The 24,331-nt window shown below is 67.2% G+C and carries 15 protein-coding genes; 4 read left to right on the forward strand and 11 right to left on the reverse strand.

Annotated elements, in window-relative coordinates; translation table 11 throughout:
- Both ACLB1G_RS06640 and ACLB1G_RS06645 read left to right on the forward strand, forming a co-directional pair.
- The gene (locus ACLB1G_RS06640) at positions 1–1,950 is read left to right on the forward strand and encodes an NPCBM/NEW2 domain-containing protein (RefSeq protein ID WP_491626407.1); all 1,950 of its coding nucleotides are present in this window, start codon (positions 1–3) and stop codon (positions 1,948–1,950) included.
- A complete protein-coding gene (locus tag ACLB1G_RS06645) occupies positions 1,947–2,885 on the forward strand; it encodes an alpha/beta hydrolase (RefSeq protein WP_491626408.1) in 939 nt (312 codons plus the stop codon). Before ACLB1G_RS06640 ends, ACLB1G_RS06645 begins: the two co-directional genes overlap by 4 nt.
- Here ACLB1G_RS06645 and ACLB1G_RS06650 read toward each other — a convergent pair.
- Positions 2,882–4,276, reverse strand: a complete 1,395-nt coding sequence (locus ACLB1G_RS06650) for an efflux transporter outer membrane subunit (RefSeq protein ID WP_491626409.1) — start codon at positions 4,274–4,276, stop codon at positions 2,882–2,884. The two genes, ACLB1G_RS06645 and ACLB1G_RS06650, sit on opposite strands and share 4 nt — an antisense overlap.
- Positions 4,273–5,493, reverse strand: a complete 1,221-nt coding sequence (locus ACLB1G_RS06655; RefSeq protein WP_491626410.1) for an efflux RND transporter periplasmic adaptor subunit — start codon at positions 5,491–5,493, stop codon at positions 4,273–4,275. The genes ACLB1G_RS06650 and ACLB1G_RS06655 overlap by 4 nt, the downstream gene beginning before the upstream one ends.
- A 150-nt stretch (positions 5,494–5,643) precedes the next feature.
- On the opposite strand from ACLB1G_RS06655, the gene ACLB1G_RS06660 reads away from it, so the two are divergent.
- The gene (locus ACLB1G_RS06660) at positions 5,644–6,669 is read left to right on the forward strand and encodes a DUF4351 domain-containing protein (RefSeq protein WP_491626411.1); all 1,026 of its coding nucleotides are present in this window, start codon (positions 5,644–5,646) and stop codon (positions 6,667–6,669) included.
- 51 nt (positions 6,670–6,720) lie between these two features.
- On the opposite strand, the gene ACLB1G_RS06665 is transcribed toward ACLB1G_RS06660, so the two are convergent.
- The 4 genes from ACLB1G_RS06665 to ACLB1G_RS06680 all read right to left on the reverse strand — a co-directional run bounded on the left by ACLB1G_RS06665 (position 6,721) and on the right by ACLB1G_RS06680 (position 12,414).
- Entirely contained in the window at positions 6,721–7,554 is an 834-nt protein-coding gene (locus tag ACLB1G_RS06665; protein WP_491626412.1) for a hypothetical protein, read from the reverse strand.
- A 44-nt stretch (positions 7,555–7,598) separates the two neighbouring features.
- Positions 7,599–9,038 (reverse strand): DUF1501 domain-containing protein, encoded by a 1,440-nt coding sequence (locus tag ACLB1G_RS06670; protein ID WP_491626413.1) that lies wholly within the window; start codon positions 9,036–9,038, stop codon positions 7,599–7,601.
- Between the two features lie 10 nt (positions 9,039–9,048).
- Positions 9,049–10,728 carry a DUF1800 domain-containing protein gene (locus ACLB1G_RS06675; protein ID WP_491626414.1) on the reverse strand — a complete coding sequence of 560 codons (1,680 nt, stop codon included), beginning with the start codon at positions 10,726–10,728 and terminating at the stop codon, positions 9,049–9,051.
- 234 nt (positions 10,729–10,962) lie between these two features.
- Positions 10,963–12,414: an esterase-like activity of phytase family protein gene (locus ACLB1G_RS06680; RefSeq protein WP_491626415.1), complete on the reverse strand. Its 1,452-nt coding sequence runs from the start codon at positions 12,412–12,414 to the stop codon at positions 10,963–10,965.
- Between the two features lie 147 nt (positions 12,415–12,561).
- Between ACLB1G_RS06680 and yddG the strand changes: the two genes are divergently transcribed.
- Positions 12,562–13,467, forward strand: coding sequence for an aromatic amino acid DMT transporter YddG (gene yddG / locus ACLB1G_RS06685; protein WP_491626416.1), 906 nt, complete (start codon positions 12,562–12,564; stop codon positions 13,465–13,467).
- Between the two features lie 41 nt (positions 13,468–13,508).
- On the opposite strand, the gene ACLB1G_RS06690 is transcribed toward yddG, so the two are convergent.
- The 5 genes from ACLB1G_RS06690 to ACLB1G_RS06710 all read right to left on the reverse strand — a co-directional run bounded on the left by ACLB1G_RS06690 (position 13,509) and on the right by ACLB1G_RS06710 (position 24,330).
- Positions 13,509–16,856, reverse strand: coding sequence for a DUF4450 domain-containing protein (locus ACLB1G_RS06690; RefSeq protein ID WP_491626417.1), 3,348 nt, complete (start codon positions 16,854–16,856; stop codon positions 13,509–13,511).
- A gap of 10 nt (positions 16,857–16,866) precedes the next feature.
- A complete protein-coding gene (locus ACLB1G_RS06695) occupies positions 16,867–20,811 on the reverse strand; it encodes a TonB-dependent receptor (RefSeq protein ID WP_491626418.1) in 3,945 nt (1,314 codons plus the stop codon).
- A gap of 121 nt (positions 20,812–20,932) precedes the next feature.
- A complete protein-coding gene (locus ACLB1G_RS06700; RefSeq protein WP_491626419.1) occupies positions 20,933–21,880 on the reverse strand; it encodes a FecR family protein in 948 nt (315 codons plus the stop codon).
- Positions 21,867–22,448, reverse strand: a complete 582-nt coding sequence (locus ACLB1G_RS06705) for an RNA polymerase sigma factor (protein WP_491626420.1) — start codon at positions 22,446–22,448, stop codon at positions 21,867–21,869. Before ACLB1G_RS06705 ends, ACLB1G_RS06700 begins: the two co-directional genes overlap by 14 nt.
- A 64-nt stretch (positions 22,449–22,512) precedes the next feature.
- Positions 22,513–24,330, reverse strand: coding sequence for a glycoside hydrolase family 28 protein (locus tag ACLB1G_RS06710; RefSeq protein WP_491626421.1), 1,818 nt, complete (start codon positions 24,328–24,330; stop codon positions 22,513–22,515).
- Position 24,331: the final 1 nt, after the last annotated feature.

The following is a 24,331-nucleotide window of genomic DNA, read 5'->3' on the forward strand; positions in this document are numbered from 1 at the left end:
ATGCAAGACAAATCGACCGCGCGCGCCTGCCTGGGCCTGGCGCCGCTGGCCCTGTGCCTGTTGACGGCGGCCACGGCCGCCCAGGCGGGCGCCGCTGCGCCGGGCGCCGCTGCGCTGGCGCCATCCGCGCGCTGGAGCGCCTACACGGCCGGCCGCGCCGCCACCCCGCCCATGGGCTGGAGCAGCTGGAACGCGTTCGGCACCGATATCGACGAGGCCAAGATCATGGGCTCGGCCGAGCGCCTGGTCGCCACCGGCCTGGCCGCGCGCGGCTACCGCTACGTCAACATCGACGACGGCTGGGCGCTGCGGCGCCAGCAGCCGGATGGCCGGCTGGTGATACGGCCCGACCGTTTTCCTTCCTCCAGCGGCGGCAGCACCTTCCGCCCGTTCACGGACAAGCTGCACGCGATGGGGCTCAAGGCCGGCATCTATTCCGACCTGGGCCGCAACACCTGCTCGCAAGCCTATTCCGGCGACGACACCGACCTGCCCAGGGGCAGTGTGCCGGAACGCGAGGTCGGCTTGTACGGGCATATCGAGCAGGACATCGCCCTGTATTTCGCCGGCTGGGGCTTTGACTTCATCAAGGTCGATGGCTGCGGCCTGCGCGCCTACGGCGCGGGCAGTCCCAAGGTGCGCTCGGGCGCCTACCGGGAGCTGGCGCCGGTGCTGGACCTGCAATCGGTGAGCCGCTCCGACATCCCGGCCGTGCAGGCCGAATTCAGCGCCATCAATGAGGCCCTGCAGCGCAGCAATCCCGACGGCGACTACCTGCTGTCGCTGTGCGTCTGGGGCGCGGCCGACGTGCGCGCCTGGGGCAAGAACTACGGCAACCTGTCCCGCACCAGCGACGACATCACGCCGTCCTGGACGCGCATGCTGACCAATTTCGACAGCGCGGCCAGGCGCGAACTGTACGCCCACCCCGGCAGCTGGAACGATCCCGACATGCTTTACATCGGCAAGGGCGACTTCGACGCCGCCCACCTGGTGGAAGCGCGTTCCCACTTCGCGCTGTGGGCCATGCTGAACGCGCCGCTGATGCTGGGCGCGGACTTGCGCAGCCTGGCGCAGCCCCTGCTGGACATGGTGGGCAATGCCGACATCATCGCGCTCAACCAGGACCCGGCCGGCAACCAGGCCGTGCTGGCCTATGACGCCGACGACCTGCAAATCCTGGTCAAGCAGCTGGCTTCCGGACAGAAGGCGGTGGCCATCTTCAACCGCGGCCTGGCGGCCATCGACGCCGACCTGACCGCCGCGCACCTGAAGCTGCGGTCCGACGCGCCGGTCACGCTGACCGACCTGTGGAGCAAGCAGCAGACCACCTTCAGCAAGCAAACCAGGGTGCGGGTGGCGCCACGCGAGACGCGCATCTTCCGCGTCGAGGGCGCGCGCCTGCTGGCCGATGGCGTGTACCTGTCCGAGCAGCCCGGCAGGGTGAATCCGGCCGTCGATGGCGTGCAGCGGCCGCAGGCCGATCCGGGCATCTTCCGCTCGTCGGCCGGCTGGAGCGGCACCCGGGGCGCCGGCGAGCGGCCCATGTATGCAGGCTGGGGCGGCGCGCGCGCCGACAGCACGCCCTACGGCCAGGTGCTGCAGATCGCCGGCAAGCCCTATGGCGCCGGCATCGGCGTGCTGGCCAATTCGCGGCTGGAAGTGCGCAATCCCGGCTATAGCCGCCTGGCGGTGCGGGTGGGCGTGGACGATTCGGCGCAGAACGGCAGCGATGCCGTCACTTTCCAGATCTACGGCGACGGCAGGCTGCTGGCGCAGAGCAGGGCGCTGCGCCGGGGCGAACCGGCCCAGGCCTTGGGCGCCGATGTAGCCGGCGTGCAGCTGGTGGAACTGGTGGCCCGCAGCGTGGTGGCGGCCAACGAGCAGCTGCCGGTCACCTGGGCCGAGGCCGCGCTGTCATCGTCCACGAAGCAAGGAGGCAAGCAATGAAGACCACGTCCCGTCCCTTGGCGCTGTTGCTGTCCGGCTGCCTGGCGGCAGTGCTGGCCGCATTGTCGGGCTGCCAGTCCGCGCCGGTGGCGGCGAATCCCGAACGTCCCGGCGCACCCGTGGGGCCGATCACGCTGGCCGCCGACGATGTGCGGGCCTTCCCGCCGGCGCCGGCCGGCTTTGCCGACGACCATCCGGGCCGTCCGCATGGGACGGTGGTGCCGTTCAGCTACGATTCGCCCGTCACGCACACCCGGCGCACGGCCAATGTCTACCTCCCGCCCGGCTATACGCCGCAGCGCCGCTATCCGGTGCTGTACCTGCTGCACGGCATAGGCGGCAACCAGGAGGAATGGCGCGGCTATGTGCGCGCCCAGGCCATCCTCGACAACCTGATCGCCGGCGGCCAGGCCGTGCCCATGATCGTGGTCCTGCCCAACGGCCGCGCCCTGGCCGACGACCGCCCGCCGCCGGGCGATCGCACCTTCGCGCCCGCGCACATCGCCGGCTTCGAGGCCTTCGAACGGGAATTGCTGCAGACACTGATACCGGCCATCGACGCCGCCTATCCCACCCTGGCCGCACGCGAGCAGCGCGCCATTGCCGGCTTGTCCATGGGCGGAGGACAGTCGCTCAATATCGGCCTGGGCCACATCGACACCTTCGCCTGGATAGGCGCCTTCTCGGCCGCTCCCAACACCCGTGCCCCGGCCACGCTGCTGCCCCAGGCCAGCCAGGCCGCGTCCCTGCGTCTGCTGTACCTCTCGTGCGGCAACCGGGACAACCTGCTCGCCATCTCGCAGGGTGTGCACCGCCACCTGCGCCAGCAGGGCGTGCCGCACGTGTGGAATGTGGACGAGCATGGGCACGACGCCGCCAGCTGGGGCGATAACCTGTACCACTACGCCCGCCTGCTGTTCCGTCCGGCGTCCTAGCTGGCTTGCCAGCCGCCGCCCAGGGCCTTGTAAAGCGACACCGTGGCCTGCAGGCGCTTGAGCTTAAGTTTGCCCAGCTCATTCTGGACGTCGGACAGGCTGCGCTGGGTATCCAGTACGGTCATCAAGTCCTCGGCCCCGGCCTGGTAGCGGATTTCCGACAGGTTGAAGGCCAGGCGGGCCTGTTCCAGTTCCGCCTCTTTCAGGCGGCGCTGCTCGTCCAGGCTGTTGATCTGGCCCAGCACGGTGTCCACTTCCGCCAGGGCCGCCAGCACCGTCGAGCGGTAGTTCTGCACCAGTTCCTGTTTCTGTTCAAGCGCCAGGTCGCGCTCCGTGCGCAGGCGCCCGCCATCGAAGATGGGCGCCACCAGCGAGGCGCCCACGTTGGCCAGCAGGTTCTGGGGACTGAGCAGCGACCCCAGGGAGCCGCCTTGCGTGCCGGCCGATCCGGTCAGGCGTATGCTGGGAAACAGGGCTGCCCGCGCCGCGTCCACGTTGGCGCTGGCGGCCGCCAGCATCGCCTCGGAACGCTGGATATCGGGGCGCCGCGACAGCAGTTCGGACGGCATTCCTGCTGTCACTTCGGGCAGGCGGATGGTGTCCAGTCCACGGTCACCTATCTTGAAGCGCTGCGGCGATTGTCCGAGCAGGATGGCCAGCGCCGCTTGCGCCTCGCGGGCCTGCTGGAGCAAATCGGGAATGGCGGCGCGCTGGCTGGCGACGGCGGAACGCTGGCGCGCCAAATCCACCGGCGTGGCGGCGCCGACGCTGCTCTGGGCCTCGACCAGCTTGAGTACCCGCTCCGCCGTCCTGGCGTTCTCGCGCGCCACGGCCAGGCGGTCGTGCAGCGACAGGAGCTGCAGGTAAGTCGAAACGATGCCGCTGGTGACGGTCAGGGCCACGGTCTGCCTGTCGTACAGATTGGCGCGCAGCGATGCCTCGGCGGCGGCGGCGCCGGCGGCGTTCCTGCCCCAGAAATCCAGTTCGTAGGAAACCTGGAACCCGGCGTTTGAGGCCAGGCTGGCGTCGCGGTGGCCGGCCAGCGGCAGGTCGCGGCTGGCGCCGGCGTAGGCGTCGACGGCGGGCAACAGCGCCACGCCGGCGATGCGCGCCTGCGCGGCCGCCTGGCGCACCCGGGACATGGCGGCGGCCAATTCGAGGTTGCTGTCCTGGCCCTGGCGCACCAGCTGGCTCAGTTCCTCGCTGCCGAAGCGCTGCCACCAGTGGCTGTCCGGCCATTCCTGGCCGGCCGGCTTGCCGGCCTGCGACCAGGTGGAAGGCAACTCGACCACAGGCGCCGCTTCCTTGACGGGCATGGTGTGCGTGCAACCGGCCAGCAGGGCGCCGGCCAGGCTAGCCGCCCAGATGCGGGCGCTGGCGCGCCGGCTCATGGCGCTGCCGCCGGCGCGGCCGGCTTGGGCTGTACCGGCGCAGGCGCAGGCGCGGCCAGCACTTGCTCGCCCGCCTCCAGGCCGGACAGCACCTGCGCCTGCTGCGCCGTGCGCAAGCCGATCTTCACCTTGCGCGCCACGATGCGCCTGTCGGAAGTGACGACCTGGACCTGGACCATGCCAGTCGTATCGCGCTTGCCCAGCACGCTGGCCGGCAGCAGCAAGGCATCCTTGGCCTGGGCCACGATGAACTGTACCTGGGCCGTCATGCCGCTCATGAGCTCCTGTTCCGGATTGTCGACCTCGAACAAGACGTGGTAGTAGGCCTGCTTGCCCTGTTCTCCCGTGCCATCGGCAGGCACGGGTATCACCTGGCGCAGCTTGCCCTGCCAGCTGCGGCCGGGATAGCCGGGCGTGGTGAAGCTGGCCGCCATGCCGGGCCGCAGGCGCGTCACGTCGGCCTCCGCCACGCGGGCCTGCACCGTCATGCGCGACAGGTCGGCAATGCGCATCAGGGGCACGGCCGGCTGGCCTGTGCCTACCGTCAGTCCCGGGCGGGCGTTCAAGGCCACCACGGTGCCGGACAGCGGCGCCAGCACCTGGGTTTGCCGCATGCTTTCCTCGTCGGCCTTGAGCGTGGCTTCCAGCTGCTGGATCTGCGCGTGGATGGAGTCCATGCGGGCGCGGGCCGAGGACAAGGCCATGCGGCTGGACTCGAAGCTTTCCTCGCGGGTGGCGTTTTGCGCCTTGAGCTGGGTCTGGCGCTTGAACTGCAGCTCGGCGAATTCCGTCTGGGCTTGCTGGTCCGCCAATTCGGCCCGCAGCCGCGCCATTTGTGCGCGATTGCTCTCCATCTGGCTGGGGCGCAGCGCGGGCGAAATCTCCATCACCGGCTGGCCCTCGCGCACGGCGTCACCGAGGGCGAACCGCACTTCCTTGACCTGGCCGGCAACCTGGACGTTTACATCCGCAAATTGGCGGAACTGCAGCTTGCCGGTGGCTTCCACCGTTTGCAGCAGGTCGCCGCGCTGTACCGTTACCGTGTCCGGCCTGGGTTCTGCCGCTGCGGCAGGCGAGGACGGCGTGGCGGCCGCCGATGGCGGCGGCGCCGGATCCGGCGTCTGGGCCCAGGACAGACCGGCCGGCAGCGCCAGCAGGAGCGCCGCCGCCAGAGGGAGGGAAAGTGGGCGGCGCGATGCGTCTTGTTTGTCGTTCATCAGTTCTACATCGTTGACAGCGTGCGGCCATTCTAGCGTATTCATGCACAGGCATGGCACTCCATGGCCGGGCTGTGCCGCTTGCCGGTCGACGGCTTCCTTTGTAACACCTCAATACGGCCGCATATTGTCTGGCCGTAGACTGGTTGGATGCCTAACTCCACGCCACCCTCCCGCTTTGATTTGCCCTGGAAAGCTGCCTTGTCCCACGCTTTTCCGGCCTTCATTTCCTTCTTTTACCCCGCGATCCATGCACAGATAGACTGGAGCAGGCGGCCGCGTTCGCGTGACAAGGAGCTGGCGGGGATAGGCTTCGGCGCCGCGCCGCATGGCGTGGTCGCCGACAAGCTGGTCGAGGTCTGGCTGCGTGACGGCCGCGCTCATTGGGTGCTGGTCCATATCGAAATCCAGGCCCAGCGCGATGATGGGCTGGGAGCGCGGGTACTCGACTATAACTATCGCATTTTCAAGCATTACGCGCGGCCGGTGGCCAGCCTGGTCCTGCTGGCCGATGAGGATCCCAACTGGCATCCGCATGGCTTCCATAACGAACTGCTGGGTACCGTAATGGGCATATCCTTTGCCAGCGCCAAGTTGCAGGACTACGCGAGGCGCCACGACGAATTGCTGGCCTCGGACAACCCATTTGCCTGGATCACACTGGCGCATTTGCGCACGCAGCAAGCCAGGCACGATGCGGAGCGACTGTACGCAGCCAAATGGCAGCTGACCAGGCTTTTGTACCAGCATGGCTGGCGCAAACGGCGCATAATCGCCTTGTTCAATGTGATCAACTGGATGATGGTTTTGCCTGAGCAGCACCAGAAGCGCTATTGGCAGGCTGTGCTCAAACTGGAGAAGGAGCGCAACATGAAATGGATCTCCCCATTGGAGCAGTCGTTCATGGACAAGGGCTGGGAAAAGGGCCTGAAAAAGGGACTGGAGCAAGGCCTGGAGCAAGGACTGGAGCAAGGACTGGAGCAAGGACTGGAGCAAGGATTGGAGCGAGGTCGCAAGGAGGGTGCGATGGCAATGCTGGAAAGGCAGCTGGTTTCGCGTTTTGGCCCCATACCGAGAGCGGTGCGGGCCCGATTGGCGCGGGCCAGCTTGGCGCAGCTGGAGGCTTGGGGAGATGCCCTGCCCTCTGCCAGTTCGCTGAGGCAATTGTTCGAATAGCTGCCAGCCGAAGTTATTGGCGGGTCGCCGCGCACAGCGCTGCACCATTCTTCAACTGCCAGACGGCGGCGCTGGCAGCCGCAGGCGTAGCCGCCGATGCAAATCGAGCGCCTTGAGGTCGGCGCCGAACACCTCCTCGATCAGGCGGGCCTTGAGCCCGCTCGCTTCCGCCTCCTTCAGGGCGCGCTCGATGATGGGCTGGTAGGCGGCGGCGCCGGCATCCAGGTAGAACACCAGGTCCCCCTCGTATTCGATGAGCAGGTGCTGTTCCACCGCCAGTTGGGGATGGGCGCGGGCCTCGTCCATGGCCTCGATTACGCCGCGCGGCAAATAATCGACGTTGCGGTTGCGCGCCGCCACCATGGCATAGATGGTTTGCCAAGGTGCGCCGTGTTCGTACACCGGCAATCCTGCCGCCTGCCAGATACCGGCGTCGCGCCAGCCGGCGCCGAATCCGGCGATCAAGCCGGTACGCTGCAAGTCCGCCACCGACCGGACCCGGGCAAATGCGCCAGCATCCGAACGCCGTATCAGCAGGACGCGCTGCCCGATCAGGCCGTTGGTCAGGCCATTGCGCACGGCAACCAGCCGCTTGCTGCCATCCTTGTCCTGCGATTGCATGCCGTAGAACAGATTGATGTCGCCCCGGCCCAGCATCCACCACATGCGGCGGGCCGGGATGTCCTTCAGGTAGCGGATGCGGTAGGGCTGGTGTATCAGCTGCAGCGATTCCTCCAGCAGGCGGCTGAAGTAGCGGGCGTGACCGTCGGACGATACCGCCATGCGCAGCTCCAGCGGCGCAGGGGTGGCGCCGGGCGCAGCGCTGGCGGACGTACCCAGCAGCACGCAGGCGAGCACAACGATAATCCGCAGCATCAACGGCATGGATGCGACTCCGGCAAAAAGTCGGCTATTGTAGCCTATGCCGCCTATGCGCCGCTCATGAAGCCCAGGTTGCGCGTGCTGAAGTTGCCGATGTTGGGAAACACGTCCGCCACCTGGCTGGCCGACAGGCCGAACCAGGACGCCAGCGTGGCGCCGTACTGGTCTACCGAGGTGGTCGGCAGCAGGGAACCGGAGCCGACGTCCAGCGAGTGGCCCAGGCCGGTGACCGGTATGGCGCCGTAGATATCCTTGCCCTTGACGGCGCCGCCCATGATGAAGTGGTGCGAGCCCCAGCCGTGGTCGGTGCCGTCGCCGTTGCTGGTGAAGGTGCGGCCGAAGTCCGAGGCGGTAAACAGGGTCACTTGCTTGCGCAGGTCGGCGCCCTGCAGGTTGGCCAGCACGCCGTCGAAATAGGCCATCGCATGGGCCAGCCGGGCCAGCAGGTCGGCCTGGTTGGTGCGCTGGAAGTCGTGCGTGTCGAAGCTGCCCAGGCTGACGTAGAACACCTGGCGCTTGGCGCCCAGGGTGGCGCGCCCGCCGATGATGCGGGCCACGGTCTGCAATTGCACCGCCAGCGGATTGACCGCTGCCGCGCCGGTGTTGGGATTGATGTACTGGGTGGGGTCCGGCACGCCGGTGCCGGCCGCCAGCATGGCGCCGCTCAGCGAGGACTGGGCGTTGATGGCGCGCGCCACCACAGCCGCATGCTCTTTCTGGAACAGGTCGCTGCGCTCCGCGCTGACGATCTGGCGCAGCGGATTGCTGGCCGCCGGCAGGCCGAACAGCGAATCGTTCAGGCGCGCGATCGGCACCGCGTTGGCGCCGCTGATCTGGTACTGCCGCACCTGGCGACCGGCCAGGAATAGCGTATTGCCTGAGCCGGACACGCAGGTAAAGGTGGCGCTGCCGTTGGCGGAGGCCATCAGGTCGGCGATGCGGCCGCCCCAGCCGGACGAGGCCGAGGTTTCCGTCTGCGACGATTGCCAGCTGGCCTGCTGGTCGTTGTGCGAGAACAGGCGTGCCGGCAGCTGCACCGACTGGGCCTTGTATTGCAGCAGGGTGGTGGGCATGACCAGGGTGCCGACATTGGCCAGGATGGCCAGGCGGCCGGCGTCGAACAAATCCTTCAGCGGTCCCAGCGAGGGATGCAGGGCGTAGCTGCGGCCGGCCTGCGGGCTGGTGGGCGTGATCGGCAGCACGCCGCCGGCCGCGCCGGCGGCCGGCAGGGCGATGGAGCCGGCGTCGCTGGTGGTGCGGATGCGCTGGTAGGCGCTCCACGAGGTGCTGTCGGTGGCCAGTACGGTATTGAAGTGGTCGTTGCCACCGGCCAGGAACAGGCACACCATGGCTTTGTAGTCGTTGGCGTTCTGGGCCGCCGCGTTGCCCATGGCGGCCAGGTTGAGCGTGAACGGCATGGCGCCCGAGCCGGCCATGGCCAGCATCGTGCCGAGAAAGCCGCGGCGCGTGGTGGGAATGTGGTGCATGGTGGTCCTGTCAGTGTTGGGCCAGGTATTCTGGCGAGGCCATGGCCAGGTACACGGCCAGGTAGACGCGGTTCTTGCGCGCGGCCTCGACGCTGGCGGTGTTGGTGGCGGTGGCCGTGGGCAGTTTGACGCCGTTCAGTGCGGTGACCAGCTGGTTGCGCAGCGTGGACGGCATCTGGCCGCCCATCAGCAGCAGGTCGACCCGGTCCACCAGCTGTGCAGGCTGCGCGGCCAGGGCCAGTTCAGCGCTGTAGTCGGGCAGGATGTCGCGGCTCACGCCGACGCCGTTCGGTACCACGCCCTGCATGTAATTCAGGTAGCCGGTCACCGAGGGCTCGCCCGTGATCTGCATTTCCGGCGCCGCCATGCCTGCCGCCGACAGCTCGCTATTGGGCGGCGTGTAGGCGGGGCGGAAGAAGTTGAACACGGAGGGCGCGCGCAGCGGCGTCTGGCCCAGGCCGGTGAGGGGATCATCGGTATTGGACATCTGGAAGCGGCCCGAGGTGGACTTGGCGTTGAAGGCCCGCATCCAGTTGGCCAGGCGCAGCACCGGTTCGCGCAGCTTGCGGGCGCTGGTCCCGGCGGCGGCTTCGGGATCGAGCAGCACGGCGCGTATGACGGCGCGCATGTCGCCGCGCACCCCTGCGCCATTGTTGGCAAAAGCGGCCGCTACCCGGCCCACATAAGCCGGACTGGGATTGCTGGTGACCAGGCGCTGTATCAGCTGGCGGCCGATGAAGGGGCCCACATTGGGGTGGTTGAATAGCGTGTCGAGCGCCACCTTGAGGTCGTTCTCGCCGCCGCCGTTGGTGCCGGCGCCCAGGAAATTCTTGGCCGCATTGGAGTGATAGGCTGGATACATCTGCATGGGCAGCCAGTCGCGCGCCGGATCGGCGTTGCCGCCGAGGAAGCGCGTGGCGCTCAGGTCCGGTCCGGCCCAGCTCCAGCCGGTGAATACCTTGGCCAGTCCGGCAACGTCGTCGTGGGTATAGATTTCCGCTGGCTTGCCGGCGCGGAATACGGGGCTGCCATCCTGGTTCAGCTGGTACAGGCCGACGCTCATCAGCTGCATCACCTCGCGCGCGAAGTTTTCATCGGGGACGCGGCTGCCGGATTCCTTCTGGTTGTGCAAATGGCTCAGGTAGATGCCCATCATGGGATGCAGCGCCACGCCCTGCAGCAGGTTGCGGAAATTGCCGAAGGCGTGCTGTCCCAGCATGTCGTAATAGCTGGCCACCCCCAGCGGGCGGCCGCCCACGCTGCCGTCCACCATGGAGATGACGAAGATTTGCGACAGGGCGTATGTCACGCGCTGGCGCAGCTGGTCCTCGGCTGTGGCGGCCTGCTTCCAGAACGATTCCAGCACCAGGTTCTGGCTGGCCGTGACGCCCGAGTTAATCACTGCCTGCACGGTGTCGCGGTGCAGGGTTTGCGGCAGCTGGAACTGGTTGTAAATCCAGTCCGCCTTGCTCCCGGCCGCCACCGCGTCGATGCTGGCCGCAGTGGGGCCGAAGGTGGCTTGCGCCAGGAATAGCGAGGCCTCGGACTTGCTCATGCCGCTGCGGGGGGCGGCCGAGGCAGTGGGGCCGGGCGGCGCCGAGGCGGCCGGTACCACTGGCGTGTCGGCCGGCCCGCCGCCGCAAGCGGCCAGGAGCAAGCTGCACAAGACTGAAAAGAAGATGCGTTTCACGATATTTCCCATGGAAATCTATGAGGGAATTCTAGAACTACTTTATCGGAGGCAACGAATATTCTTTTCTTTGTGCAATAACACCATTACTGGCCGTGCAATCTTTTCGCCGAAGAAGGGCGGAAAACCCATAACGTAGCCCGAACTTATACAAGCGAAAACCAAGTTGACGAGATATCCATGTCAGCTTGCAGCAACAGTTTCTTCCCTTGCGGCCAGGGGCGGGATGTTACCCTATGGTGTATTGAGCGCCATGGGCAGCCGGATCAGGATGAATTCGTTGTTGTCCGGCTTCCTGGGATTGCGCGAGGCCGAACCGCCCGGGTAGTTATTGTCGTTGACCAGCATGAGCGTGCGCTTGTCGACGATGCGCACCGCTTCCACGCATTCCATCGGGAAGGTGAACACGCCGTTGATGGTGGCGCTGCCGCCCAGCTGCTTGGGATCGGCGATGTTCATCAGGTCCACCACCAGTTCCTTGACCAGGTAGCCGTCGCTGCCCACTTTGTCCAGGTCGATCTTGTACACGCGCTTGACCCTGGCCGCCACCCGGTCCGCGCCAGTGGCCGGGAAGTTGCCGCTGCGGGCGTCGCCGGCGCCGCGGTCTTTTTCCACCACCAGGAATTCATGGTCGTTGATGGCGGTCATGTCGTTGACGCTGTAGTTTTCCTTGACCGTGGCGCCGGCCGCGTTGACGTAGCTGCCGCTGTCGACGCGGTACGAGTAGGCGGTTTTCAGGAAGGCGCCGCTGGCGATGTCGAACACGTTCAGGATGCGGCGCTGGGTATCGGTGTCGGTGCTCAGCTCGCGTTCGAACATGGTGTAGATGCGGGTGCGCGAGGTGTTGATGGTCATGCTCTCCAGCCCGCCCGAGCTGGGCAGGTTGGCCGTGCCCGAACCGAGGTAGGGATTGTTGGAGGTTTGTACCAGCGGGGTGCCGCCCAGCGGGTTGCTGCCCAGGCCCAGCGTGTTGGGCACCGGGATTTCCCTGGCCAGCACCTTGCCGGTCTTGTCGGTCTTGATCAGGAAGGGACCGAATTCCTCGCCGAACCAGAAATTGCCGTCGGCGTCGATCAGCATGGATTCGGGATCGATGTCGCCGCCGGTCAGCAGGCGGCCATTCCTGATCAGAGGGTCGACTGCCACGGTCTTGCCGCCGGCCGTGGTCGTGCCCGGATAATTGGCGCCGTCGGCCACCAGCGCGTAGCCCAGCTTGCGGTCGGGGTCGCGCAGGCGGATGTAGCTGTTGGCATCAAAGGAGGCCAGGCTGTCGCAGGTGGCAAAGTTGGCTGGCACGATCTTGCCGGTGTTCCAGTCCGGCTTGATCGCATACACATGCAGCAGCGCATCGGGAGAGGCCCCCTTGCTGCCGAAGCCATTGTCCTGCATGGCGTAGTAGCAGCCCGGCTGCGGCCCGGCGGCAAAGGCCGAGAAGCCCTGGATGGGCTGCTTGTCGGTGAAGGGCAGGGTGTAGCCGTAGGTGCCGGTGGCGGTGCTGTAGTCGCCGCCGTTGACGTACTGGCCGGAGGTGGGCCCGGCGACAAAGGAATCCGCCGCCAGCGAGGCAAAGCCGATCAGGGTGGGCACGGAGACGTCATCGGAGGCATCATTGCCGCCGCAGGCGGTCAGCATCAGCGTCACGGCCGCCGCGCCTATCGCGGCAAAAAAGGAGGGAGAGCGAGTCATGTGGCAAGCAGTCGGGTTGAAAGCCGAGAGTATATTTTTTGACTGTTACGCAATGATGACGGAAAGCTACCGAACCTGCCGGCGTGCGGAGTACGCAGCCGGCGCCCGGTTATACTTCGGCTCCTGACACGGAGCAAGAACCGATACATGAACAAGACAAACAAGGCCACCCTGGTCGGGCTGGCGGCGGTGCTGCTGTGGAGCTCCCTCATCGGCCTGATCCGCAGTGTCAGCCAGCACCTGGGCGCCACCGGCGGCGCCGCCATGATGTACAGCCTGGCCTCGGTGTTCCTGCTGCTGGCGGTGGGACAGGCCAGACCAAGCGACCTGCCACGCCGCTACCTGGCCTGGGGCAGCCTGCTGTTTGTCGCGTACGAGTTGTGCCTGGCGCTGTCGATAGGCTACGCCCACACTGCGCGCCAGGCCATCGAGGTCGGCATGGTCAATTACCTGTGGCCCACCTTCACCATCGTGGCCGCCATCCTGTTCAACCGCCAGCACACCACGGTGCTGATCGTGCCGGGCTTCCTGCTGTCCATCGCCGGCATCTGCCGGGTGCTGGGTGGGGCCCAGGGCTTCGATCCGGCCGGCATGCTGGACAATGTGCTCGACAACCCGCTCAGCTACGGCCTGGCCTTTGCCGGCGCCCTGATCTGGGCCGGCTACTGCACGGTGACGGCGCGCATCGCGGAGGGCAGGAATGGCGTGACCCTGTTCTTCATCCTGGTGTCGCTGACCTTGTGGGGCAAGTACGGGCTGGAGGGCGGCGGCCGCATGGCGTTCAGCGGCGAGGCCGTCGTCTACCTGCTGCTGGCGGCAGCCGCCATGGGCCTGGGCTATGGCGCCTGGAATATCGGCATCCTGCATGGTAATGTGGCCATCCTGGCGGGTGCGTCCTACTTCATCCCGGTGCTGTCGGCGGCGCTGTCTTCGCTGCTGCTGCGCACGCCGCTGTCGCCGGCGTTCTGGCAAGGCGCGGCCATGGTGTGCGGCGGCGCGATCCTGTGCTGGCTGGCCACGCGTACCAGGCGTGGCCGGCAGGCTGCGGCCTGAGGCGACCGTCTTTGGGCGCTTGCACGGGCATCCGGCCAAGCTTAATGGCTGCCGGCGTCCAAGGTCAGCGCCATCAGCCCGATCACCACGTCGTTGGCCAGCGTGCGCACGGTCAGGCTTTTCAGCGGGCGTGACGAATCGAGCGGAATCTCGATCACAGTGGCGGCGCCGCCCGGGATATCGCGGCCGGTCCCTTTGAAGCTGGCCGGCTCCAGCACGCGCACGCGGGCTGTCTTCAGGTCCACCCGGACCGGCAAGGGGGCGCACAAAGGGAACTGGTAATCGTCGACGAAATAATCTTGTTCGATGGGCCACCAGTTGTCCGGATTGCGCAGATCGGTGCGGCTTACGCCACCGTCAGCGTAAGCCACCACGATCTCGCCATTGGCGATGCGGCTCTGCATGAAGTTGGTGGAGCCGGCCATCAGCAGGAAGGCGCGGCGCGCCTGGCCCTGGAGCGGAATGGCGGCGTCGCGCGGATAGTTGTCCCACTGGGAGGTGAACAGCACGTTGGGCGCGGTCCCGGCCGGTGTGGCGAAGCGCAGGCCGTTCGGCAGTGTCAGCGCGCCGCCCAGCGCGCGCAGGCCGCTGTCGTCAATACCGGGCAGCGCGTTCAGGTGGCCGGCCCAGGCGCCGGCGCCTTGCGAGGGCAGGGCCAGCGTCACGTGCGGCGCGCGCGGGGCCTGGTACTTGCCGGGCTTGAAGATGGCGGTGACGCTGTCGTTGAACCACGGCGACAGGTCGACCGGCACGGCTGCGATGCGCGGTCCGCCGGTCCAGGCAGCAGCGCTGGGTCCGCACGCGCCGGCGTGGGCCGCGTCCGCGCTCGCCGTGCCACCAGGGGCAGCGTCGGCTTGCCACCAGCTGAAGTCTCCACGGCGCTGCTGGCTGTAGCCTTCGCGCGTGGCGCCGGTAGGCTGGACGGCGGCGTCGCTGGCGTCCCATGACACTACGATGCTGGCTTGCTGCGCGAATGCCACGGCTATCTGCAGCCGGGGCGGGCCGACCGCGTCGGACTCGGACTGCCACCGCGCCGGCTTGCCATCGACCAGCACCTGCGCCACCCTGGCGCCGCGCACCGGCAGTTCCAGCACCAGGCGCCGGAAGCGCGTGCCGGCCTGGCTGACGGTCCAGCTGTCGCGCTGCCCGCTGCGGCGGTAGGCCAGGCCCAGGTCCGGATGCGCCAGCGATGCGTGCTCCCATGTGGATGGCAGGCCGGGACGCACGGTCAGCACGCCGGCCAGTGCGTCCGGGCGCACGCCGAACAAGCCTTCGATGATGGCGCGCGACATGACGCCCACGCCATCGGCAAAATCGCGCTGCGCCTCGCGCCGGTACACGTCCAGATAATTCAGGGTGCCGATGTTCCCTGGCGTGATGCCCATGTACAGGCTGGCCAGGACCGCGCCCTTGGCAATGTCGTAGGCGGTGTCCGGACGGCCTGCCTGCCAGTAGGCCAGGGCGGTATGCAGGTTCTCACCGAACACCACGTTGTTGATTGACCAGGCATAGGGCATCCAGTCGCTCTCGGACAGCAGGCGGTAGGGCCGGTCGGCTGGCACCCCGGGACCGGTGACCGGGATGGGGCGCAAATGGCGGTCCAGGTCGGCCGCCATGCGCGCCGCCTCGAAAGCGTCCGGCACCTGCGAGTCGATGGTGTGATAGAAGCTCCACAAGCCGTAGCTGGGATGCAGCAGCTGGCGCCCCAGCAGGTCGCGGTACTCGGCAAACGCGCCGCGCTCCGGCATCCACAGCTGCTGGCGCATGGCGTGCCGGATGGCGTCGGCCTCGCGCTGGTAGGGCGCCGCATCCTTGCCGAGCAGCGTGGCGATGCGGGCCGCCATCTCGTTGTGCCAGGCGTTGTAGGCCGAGGTATGCGTGACGCCGCCGCCGTTGTAGTACAAATCGTCGCTGGCCCAGATGGCGGCGTAGGCGTCGTACAGCGGCAGCCGGTCCGGGCCGAATTCGCGCCGGAACAAACGGCGTTCCCATGCCAGGTGGCGTTCCAGCACCGGCCACACGGCGCGCGCGTAATCCACGTCGCCGGTCCACAGCAGGTGGCGCAGCAGGGCGTCGATGAACACCAGGTTCATGTCGTAGTGCGAGAAACTCATGGCGCCGTTGGAGTGCAGGCCGGGCTCGTTGCGCGCCAGGTTGGCCTTGGGATCGGCCGCCGGCGGCCGGTCTGGAACCGGGGACGTATCCTGGCGCGCGGTCCATACATTGAAGTTGTCGCGCGCGCGATCATGCCAGCCCAGGGCATCGAGCGCGTAGGGGCCGCGCCAGCCCAGCAGCTTCATGCGCCAGGCGATGGCGCCGTGCATGATGGCCTGCTGCTCGCTGTCCCACACCGCATCGGCCGCCACGTTCAGGGCGCCCATGGCCGCGTTCAGCCACGGATCGGGGGTATCGATGCGCACCCGGCCACGCACCCCGGCCACATGCCGGCGCGCCTGGTCAAACCGCTGCGCCAGTTCGGCTGGAGGGTAGCGTGGCGGCAGTGAAGGCGCCGCTGCGGTGGTGCCTGGTGCTGCCTTGGGTGGGGGCAAGGCCGTGACCTGCAGTGAGAGATCGATAGTCTGCGCTCCCAGCGGCAGCGTTCCCACCACCACGGCGGGCGTGGCGCCTGCCGGGGAGGACAGCAGGGCCGCCGCATCATTCCACAGGCCGGCGTCGGCCAGCCGCAGCCGGGCGGCGCCGCCCTCGTGGCCACTGATGGTGGCGCTGATGGTGGCGTGGCGCGCCGCCGCCGTGAAGCCGCGCCTATCCAGTTCATAGCGCGTCTCGCGCGCATACTCGGGCGAGAACTGGAAAAACTCGCTGATCGGCACCTTTTCGCTGCCGATGTCGCCGCCGCGCTGGCCCTTTTGCCCATTGCCCGGGCCGAATGCGAATACCAGTTCGGCGCCGGCCGGCAACCGCTCGCCGCTGACCTGCAGGCCCAGCCCCTGGGTGGCGGCATAGGCCACGGCGGCCACCCGCATGCGTCCGGCGGCGCCCAGCAGCGGATCGGCGATCTCGTACAGCAGCTCGCCGGGCCGGTAGCGGGTGGTGACGTCCGCCGCATTGTGCAGCCACAACGTGCCTGCCGCCGTATGCACGCCCAGGCGCAGGTTGCCGCCGCGTCCGGGCAGGTAGAGCGAGAATTCCGGCCGGTCGCCGCCATCGACGCGGAAGGCGTCGTTGGCGCCGTACAGCGAACGGTTGAAGAACTCCCCGCCATTGTGGATCACGAAATCCTGGCCATCAGGATGGTAGCGCAGCGGCTGCGCCAGCTGCCCCTGGAGATTGGGGCGCAGCCTGGCGTTGCGGATCTCGGGCGAGTCCTCGGCAGCGGCAGCGGCCGCCGCGCACGACAGCGCCAGTATCAATACGGAGAGGGTCTTCATGCGTCCCGAGTCAGAGTGAGCGGAAATTCACGCCGACCATGATACGCCGTCCCGCATAGGCATAATCGAGCAGGACCGGCGTGCCATCGCTGAAGGGCGTGAACTGGCCCTGGCTGTGCGAGGTGGTGGCGTTGCCCAGGTTGCGGCCTTCGATGAAGAACTCGACCTGCGGCGACCACTTGTACGAAATCTTGGCGTCGATGAAGCGGGTCGAATCCGTGAAGTTGGGCGAACCCGGGTTGTACGGCGGACCGAGACGGCCGCCGCCCACGTTGGGGTAGTTCAGCATGCTGGTGCTGCCGCCGCAGGCGGCGATGCAGTTGAAGTAGGATGCCACTGCCTGCACCGCGACGCGGGCCGACAGCCGGCCATCGTCGTACCACAGCGCCGCGTTGTAGGTGTACTTCGATTCGTTCTGCGGCGGCAGCGGGGTGCCGGTCAGCAGGTCGACGATGTTGGCCGTGCTGGTGGCCGAACGCATCTTGGTGTAGTTGCCATCGAAGCCGGTGTAGCGGAATAGCCAGGGCAGGAAGGTGAAGGCGGTCTTGGTGGAGAGTTCCAGGCCCTTGCGGCCGGTGACGGCGCCGTTCATCCAGGTCGAATAGTCGAACAGGGCCTGGCCCAGCGAGATGCCGGTGGCGGGATCGACCAGGTTGGTGTTGGCGAACAGCGGCGAACGCGACACACCCTGGGCGATGGCCGGGCCTATCTTGCCCTGCTGGCGGAAGCCGGCCACGGTCAGCATGGTGTCCTTGTTCGGATAGTATTCCAGCGACAGGTTCTGGTTGACGTTCTTCTGCGCCTGCAGGGCCGGATTGCCGACCGTGCCTGAGCACTTCTGGGCATCCTCGCCCTGGCCGGCCAGCACCTGGTTGTAGGTGCAGGAGCCGGAAGCCACCAGCCGCGACACGGGCGGGCGCGCCACCGTCTTGCCCACGCTGTAGCGCAGCACCATCTTGTCCGGCATGACCCAGGTGGCCAGGTTCAGGCTGGGCAGCACGTCCGAGGTCTGGGCGTCGGTGACCGTGCTTTGCTGTACCGTGGTGGTGACGGTGCCGCCCGGCGCGTCCGGCAGGGCCGGGTCGTAGCTGGCGGTCTTGGTGATGGAGGTAAAGCTCATCATGCCGGTGCCGTGCACGCGGGTGCGCACGTAGCGCACGCCCAGGTTGCCGTCGATTTCCCAGCCAAAGGGCAGGGCGCGGTTGGTGAAGGGCACGTGGTCCAGGCTGAAGTCGCCCATCAGGTAGAAGGCGTCGGTGCGTTCCTTCAGGTGTTGGGCCGGCTGGTCGTAGACCTTGCCGTCATTGGCCGTGCACTGCTTGACGCAGTTGAAATTGGTATTGGGGATGTTCAGCAGGGAGAACATCTTTTCCACATCGATCTGGGTCCAGTTGTTGATCAGGCCTGCGGGGCGGCCCTGGGCGCCGCTGAAGAACTGGGTCGGCGTGGCTTGCAGGGTCATGGTCTGCTGCAGCAGGTTCGCGAACTGGTCCATGGTCAGCACCGTGGTGCCGTCCAGCGACTGGCGGATATCGAGCTTGGGTATCCAGCCATAGACGCAGGCATTGCCTCCCGGGCCCAGCGAACCGGGCGTGTCGGCGCAGCCGTACATGCTGCTGCGCAGGGTGGGCGAGGGCATGACCAGCGGCGCGACGTAGCCAGCCGTGCCATAGGTGCCGACCGGATTGCGCAAGGTGTAGCCGCCGTTGTTGATGTTCCAGTTGTCGTTGCGGTTCTCGCGCAGGTTGAAGCCGGTCTTGAAGCGCTTGAAGAAGGGCACCGACTCCGGTGTGGCCCAGGTCACGTCCAGCTTGGCGGTGCGCTCTTCGCTGAAATACATGGTCGGCACCCAGGTCAGGTTGGGCGAGGACGTGACGGCGTTCTGCTGGGCCGCCGTGTAGGCCGGCGCGCTGGTGCCGGTGTAGGTCCCTGGCACGATGGCGGCGCTGGCGCCGCGCGGATACAGCTTGGCGAAGCGCGACAGGTCGGAATTGTCAGTGGGGTCGTAGCCGGGGAAGCTGTAGCCCCACAGGCCGTTGGGCAGCACCTTGAGCGTGCCGGAGCCGTAGTAATCGTTCAGGGTCAGTTCCTTGACGCCTTTCTGGAAGTTGGAGCGGGCGTCGCCGACGAAGAATTCGGCGGTCAACCCGCCGCGCTTGAAGGTGCCGCCGGTTTGCAAATAGCGCGCCGTGGTCTCTCCTATGCCGTGGCTCTGGTTGGTCTTGGCCACGCCGTTGCTGTCGGTGTTATCGAAGGTGTACTGGGTCAGGTGGTGGTTGGCGTCCACCACCACCGATGCCGGCTGCACATTGGACACCCCGTTCTTGACGGTGAAATTCCCCATCGAGAAGGCCAGCTGGTTGATGTCGTCGTGGCGGCGGTTGTAGCTGCCCTTGGCGTAGATGGTCAGTTCGTTGTTGACCTTGAAGTCGGCGCGCAGGTCCAGGTTCTGGCGGCGGTCGATCTCGCGCCTGACCACGTAGCGGGGGGCGGACGGGGTGTAGTCGTTCCACTGGTTGAGGCATGTAGTCAGCTCGTTGCTGCGCTGGTTCTGGGCCGCCGTGCGCGCCGCAGCCGTGCTGATGGCGGCCAGCTGGGCCGCGCTCAGGGGCGCGAAGCTGGCCTGGCAGTCGGCCTTGGTCTGGGCGGCGGCCGAACGCGTCACCAGCTCCAGCGGCGTGGCCGAGTTGAATGTGCCGCCGCCGGCCAGCGGCGACGACAGCATGGGCGTGCGGGCCGAGGCGTCCGCCGTGTTGACGGTGCCCGGCTGGAACGTAAAGGTCTTCTGCGGCGAGTTGTCGAAGTCGTACAGGCGGTAGTAGCCCTGGTTGCTGCCCGATACCTGGGCCAGGTGGCCCTCGTTGTCCAGCGTGGTGGTGGAGGCGTTCAGCAGCAGGCCGAGGCGGCCGTTCATGAATTTGTCGGCCAGGATCAGGTTGGCGTCCGGCTGCCATTTCTTGTTCAAGCTGCTCTGGCTGCCCGCCACGCGCAGCGAGGCGAAGGGCTTCTTGAAATCCAGGCCGGTGCGGGTCTTGATCTGTATGCCGCCGCCCAGCGCGCCTTCGGCCATGTCTGCGGTCGAGCCCTTGACCACGTCCACGCTCTTGATCAGGTCCGCCGACAGCTGCCGGAATTCCACCGCGCGGCCATCGCCGCCGCCGGCCATGTCGCTGCCGCCGGCCGATTGCACGGCCTGGCCGTCCAGCTCGACCCGGGTCAGCTCGGGACCGTTGCCGCGCACGGACACGGTGACGCCCTCGCCGAAATCGCCGCGGTCCAGCGCGATGCCCGCCATGCGCGAGATGGCCTCGCCCACGTTGCGGTCGGGCAGGGCGCCCACGTCCTCGGCCACGATGGAGTCGATGGCGGTGGCGGCGTTCTTCTTGCGTTCTATGCTGGACTGCTGCGAGGCGCGCGTGGCCACCACCTTCACTTTCTGGATGGCTTCGGCGTCGGCGGTAGCCTGGGCCTGGGCCTCGGCTGCGGCCTGGGCCTGCGCCTGCGCCAGCGGCGCGCCCATCATCATTACCGCCGCCGATACGGCGCAACAGGCCGCCGTGCGCTGGCCCGGTATGTTCAAGTTTGTCATGGTCTCCTCCGTCATATTGTTGGACGCGCCGGCAATGGTGCTGGCGCGCGCGCCTAGGGGGCGCTTCATAATCACGACGGTGCCGCCAGTTCCGGTCCTGGCGATCAGATTGGTGCCGAGCAGCAGCCGGTCGGCCGCCTCGGGGATGACAAAGATACCCACCAGCGCATTGGTCGTCACGCCTTCCAGGATGTCGGCCGAGGCCAGCACATTGATGCCGGCCTGTTTCGCGAACTCCGGTATCGAACGCGCGGCGGCGCCGGCTGGAATATTGAAGGCCTGCGGTAGCTGCTGCGCGTGCGCGGCGCCGGCATGAGCCGCGAGGCTTACCGCCAGCACCAGGCTGTATTGGTACATCCAGGTCATGTCTCCCCACTCCTGCACATCTGAACGCCGGGACTATGGTGCCCCGTTATTGATTAAGACGGACGGCGGCGTGCATTCCTCGGCTGCCGGAAAAATAAATCCGCACGGTGGAGCAGGTTGATCAGAGATGGCTGCGGCCGGCCTCGCGGGCCTGGCCGATCAGTATCTGTCCGGAGGTGATCAGCACCGGCACATCCAGTATCATGCTGATGTCCTTGGCGAACAATTCCGGCTCGTCCAGCTGGTATTGGCCGACCAGGCGCTTGTCGCGCAGGGAGGGATCGGCAATGACGATGGTCTTGGCGCTGTAGCGGTTGAAATCGGCCACCGCCTCGTCCAGGGTCTGGCTGGACAGCAGCAGCTTGCCTTCGCGCCAGGCCAGCCGGCGTTTGATTTCTTCCGGCTGACGCGATACCGGGATGGCCCCGGCGCCGCGCCCCAGGTAGGCGTGTTCGCCGGCCGACACCAGGCGGCGCCGGGCCTTGCCGTCCTTGCTCCACACCTCCACCGTGCCCTCGGTCACCAGCACCTCGCAGCCGGTGGCCAGGCGCCGCACGGAAAACGCGGTGCCGACCGCGCGCGCCAGCGCATCGCCGGCCTCCACGATAAACGGTTTGCTGGCGTCCTTGGCCACCTCGAACCAGGCTTCGCCCTGGCGCAGCCTGATCTTGCGCTGCCGTTCGGTGTAGGCGACTTCCAGCTGGCTGCCGCTGTTGATATTGATGATGGAGTTATCCTGCAGCGGCACCTTGCGGAACTCGCCCTTGGCCGTGGTCAGCACATCGTCCGGCCACAGCGCCGAGTAGGTGAATTTTCCGGCGATGGCAGCCAGGCCGGCGGCCATGGCGCCTGCGATGAATTTCCGGCGCCTGCCATGCTGCCGGGGCAGCGGGGCATTCCCATTCACCAGGTGGATGGCATTGTGGATGGCCATGGCGCGCGCGTAGGCGCCCTGGTGCCGGATATCGGCCTGGTACCAGGCGTCGAACGCCGCCGATTCGGCGTCATCCAGGCCGCGCACCTGCTGGCGCGCCAGCCAGGCAAAGGCTTCATGATCAATCTTGGACATTGCCGGTTTTTAGCCTACGTTTGGGTGGGGAGCGGTGGCGCTCCTGGGGCGGCTCCATGCCCTGCCGGGAAATCATCTCCGACATCAGCCGCATCCCCTTCATCATCTCATGTTCTACCACGCCATCGCTCAATCCGAGGATTTGCGCCGTCTCGTTCTGCGACATGCCGTGCAGCCGGCGCGCGCGGAACACCGACTTGCAGCGGTCCGGCAGCTTGCCGATCAGGCCGAACACCCATTTCAATTCCTCGCGGGCAAACACCACCCGGTCAGGCGAGGGCGCGCTGTCTGCGATGTCCAGCTCCTCCAGGTTGGCCATGGCCTCGATGCTGACCACGGCGTCGCGCCGGATGCGGTCCAGCACCAGGTTCTTCGCGGTGCGGAACACGAAGGGCTTGGGATCGCGGATATGGGCCAGGTCGCCCGCCGACAGGATGCGGTAGCAGGTTTCCTGTATCACATCGTCGATCTCCGCCGGGCTGGCGCACACGCGGCGCAGCATGCTGCGCAGTTCCGCCTCGTGCGGCAGGAAGTGTATCGTCAGCCAGTCTATGACTTCAGTGTCCATGTGTTTGCTCATCCTGGTCCCCTGATGATGAAGACGAACGGCGCGTCCGCTTCCTCAAGTTTTTTTATGCCGACAAGGTCTGGTTGACGGTCTTGCCGGCGATGGTCACGTTGGCCAGCACCACGCCGCGTGCGTTGTAGAGCTGGACCGGCTGGGCGCCATTGCGCGGCGTGCCGAAGTCGCAGTCGGTCAGCGTGACCTGGGACACCGGCGTGATGGCCGCGCCCGGCGGGCCGTTGTAGCTGGCCGCCACCGGCCCCAGTATCAGCAGCGCCTGCCAGCCGGAAAAGGCGCCGTCCGCCATGGCGGCGTTGCCAGCCTTCAGGTTGGAGATGTGCACGTCCGACACCTCGGGAGGACGGGTGCGCACGCCGTCATCGCCGGCCGCATAGTTGCAATCGATGGTGACGATGGCGCCGCCGCCGGTGGCCAGGCCCTTGAGCGGGCTGTCCAGATCGGGCGGAGGCGTCTTGCGCGGGCGGGCGTCCACGCCGTTCGGCAAGGTCACGTCGCGCACGTACAGGTGGCGCAGGAAGCCGCCCCGGTTCATGTTCGATTTCAGGCGGATCGCGCTGCCCAGCGGATGGGTGGCCCAGTGCTCGTTGCGAAACTCGATGCGCTGCGCGTACACATGCTCGATCCCGCCCGCCATCTCGCTGCCCAGCGTGACGCCGCCGTGGCCGCTGTTCATCACGCAGTCCTGGATCACCACGTTGCGGGTGGGACCGTACTGGGTGTCGCGGTTCTTGCCGGACTTGATGGCGATGCAGTCGTCGCCGGTGTTGAAGGTGCAGTGCTCGACCAGCACCGTGTCGCAGGATTCGGGATCGAAGCCGTCGTTGTTCGGTCCCATGCTGTCCATGTGGACCTTGCTGATGCGCAGCCTGCGGCAATCGACCGGGTGGTGCTGCCAGAATGGCGCATCGCTGACCTGGTAGCCTTCCAGCAGCACATCCTCGCAGCCGATCAGCTCTATCATGCATGGGCGCAGGTGGTGGCCGACGCCGAACACGCGCCGCTGCACCGGCACGCCGGCCTCGGACAGCGCCGGCAGGTAGCGCGGATCGCCGTTCCAGCGCGGGTGCGTACCCTGGATCAGGGCGGCCTGGGCGGCCGTCAGCGAGGGCGCCACCTGGTCCAGCGGCAGGTTGAGCGGATTGGCGCTGCCCGCGTTGACCACGCCCGGCTTGCTGTCTATCCAGTCCCACCACGGTCCGGCGCCGGCGTTGACGGCCACCCCGGCCTGGCCATTGAGCACGCTGGTCCAGTCCTCGCCGGTGAGGGCGATGTTGGACTGGTTGCGGGCGTACACCAGCGGCGAATAATTGATCACGTCATTGCCCTGCCAGCGCGACAGCACCAGCTTGCCGGCCTGGCCGCAATCGATGTCGCCGTACTTCGCATAGTCGGCGGGATCGGGACTGAAGTAGATTTGCGCCCGGGCCGCCAGGTGCACGTGCACATTGGAGCGCAGCACGATGGGGCCCTTGCAGTACCAGCTGCCGGCCGGGATCAGTACGCGCCCGCCGCCGGCCGCGCTGGCCGCGGCTATGGCGGCGGCGATGGCGGGGTAGCAGTCGGTGGCGCCAGGCGCAGGTGTTTGTACGTCTCGCTGGCTGTTGCGCCATACCGACTTGGCATACACCAGCGCGCAGCTTCTGGCGCCATAGCGGGTGATGATGAAGTCACGCCGGGGGAATACCAGGCGCCGCGTACAGCGTTCGGCGATGTCGCGTGCGCGCTGCCAGGGATCGTCCTGGGCCCGTGCCTGCGGCTGCGCCCGGGCAGCGGTCAGCATCGCCAGCGGGCTGCCGGCCAGGAGCGCGCCGGCCGCCGTGGCGCCGCGCAGGAAGCGGCGGCGGTAGGAATTACTGGTCATCATG

The sequence above is a fragment of the Duganella kummerowiae genome (assembly GCF_053572355.1).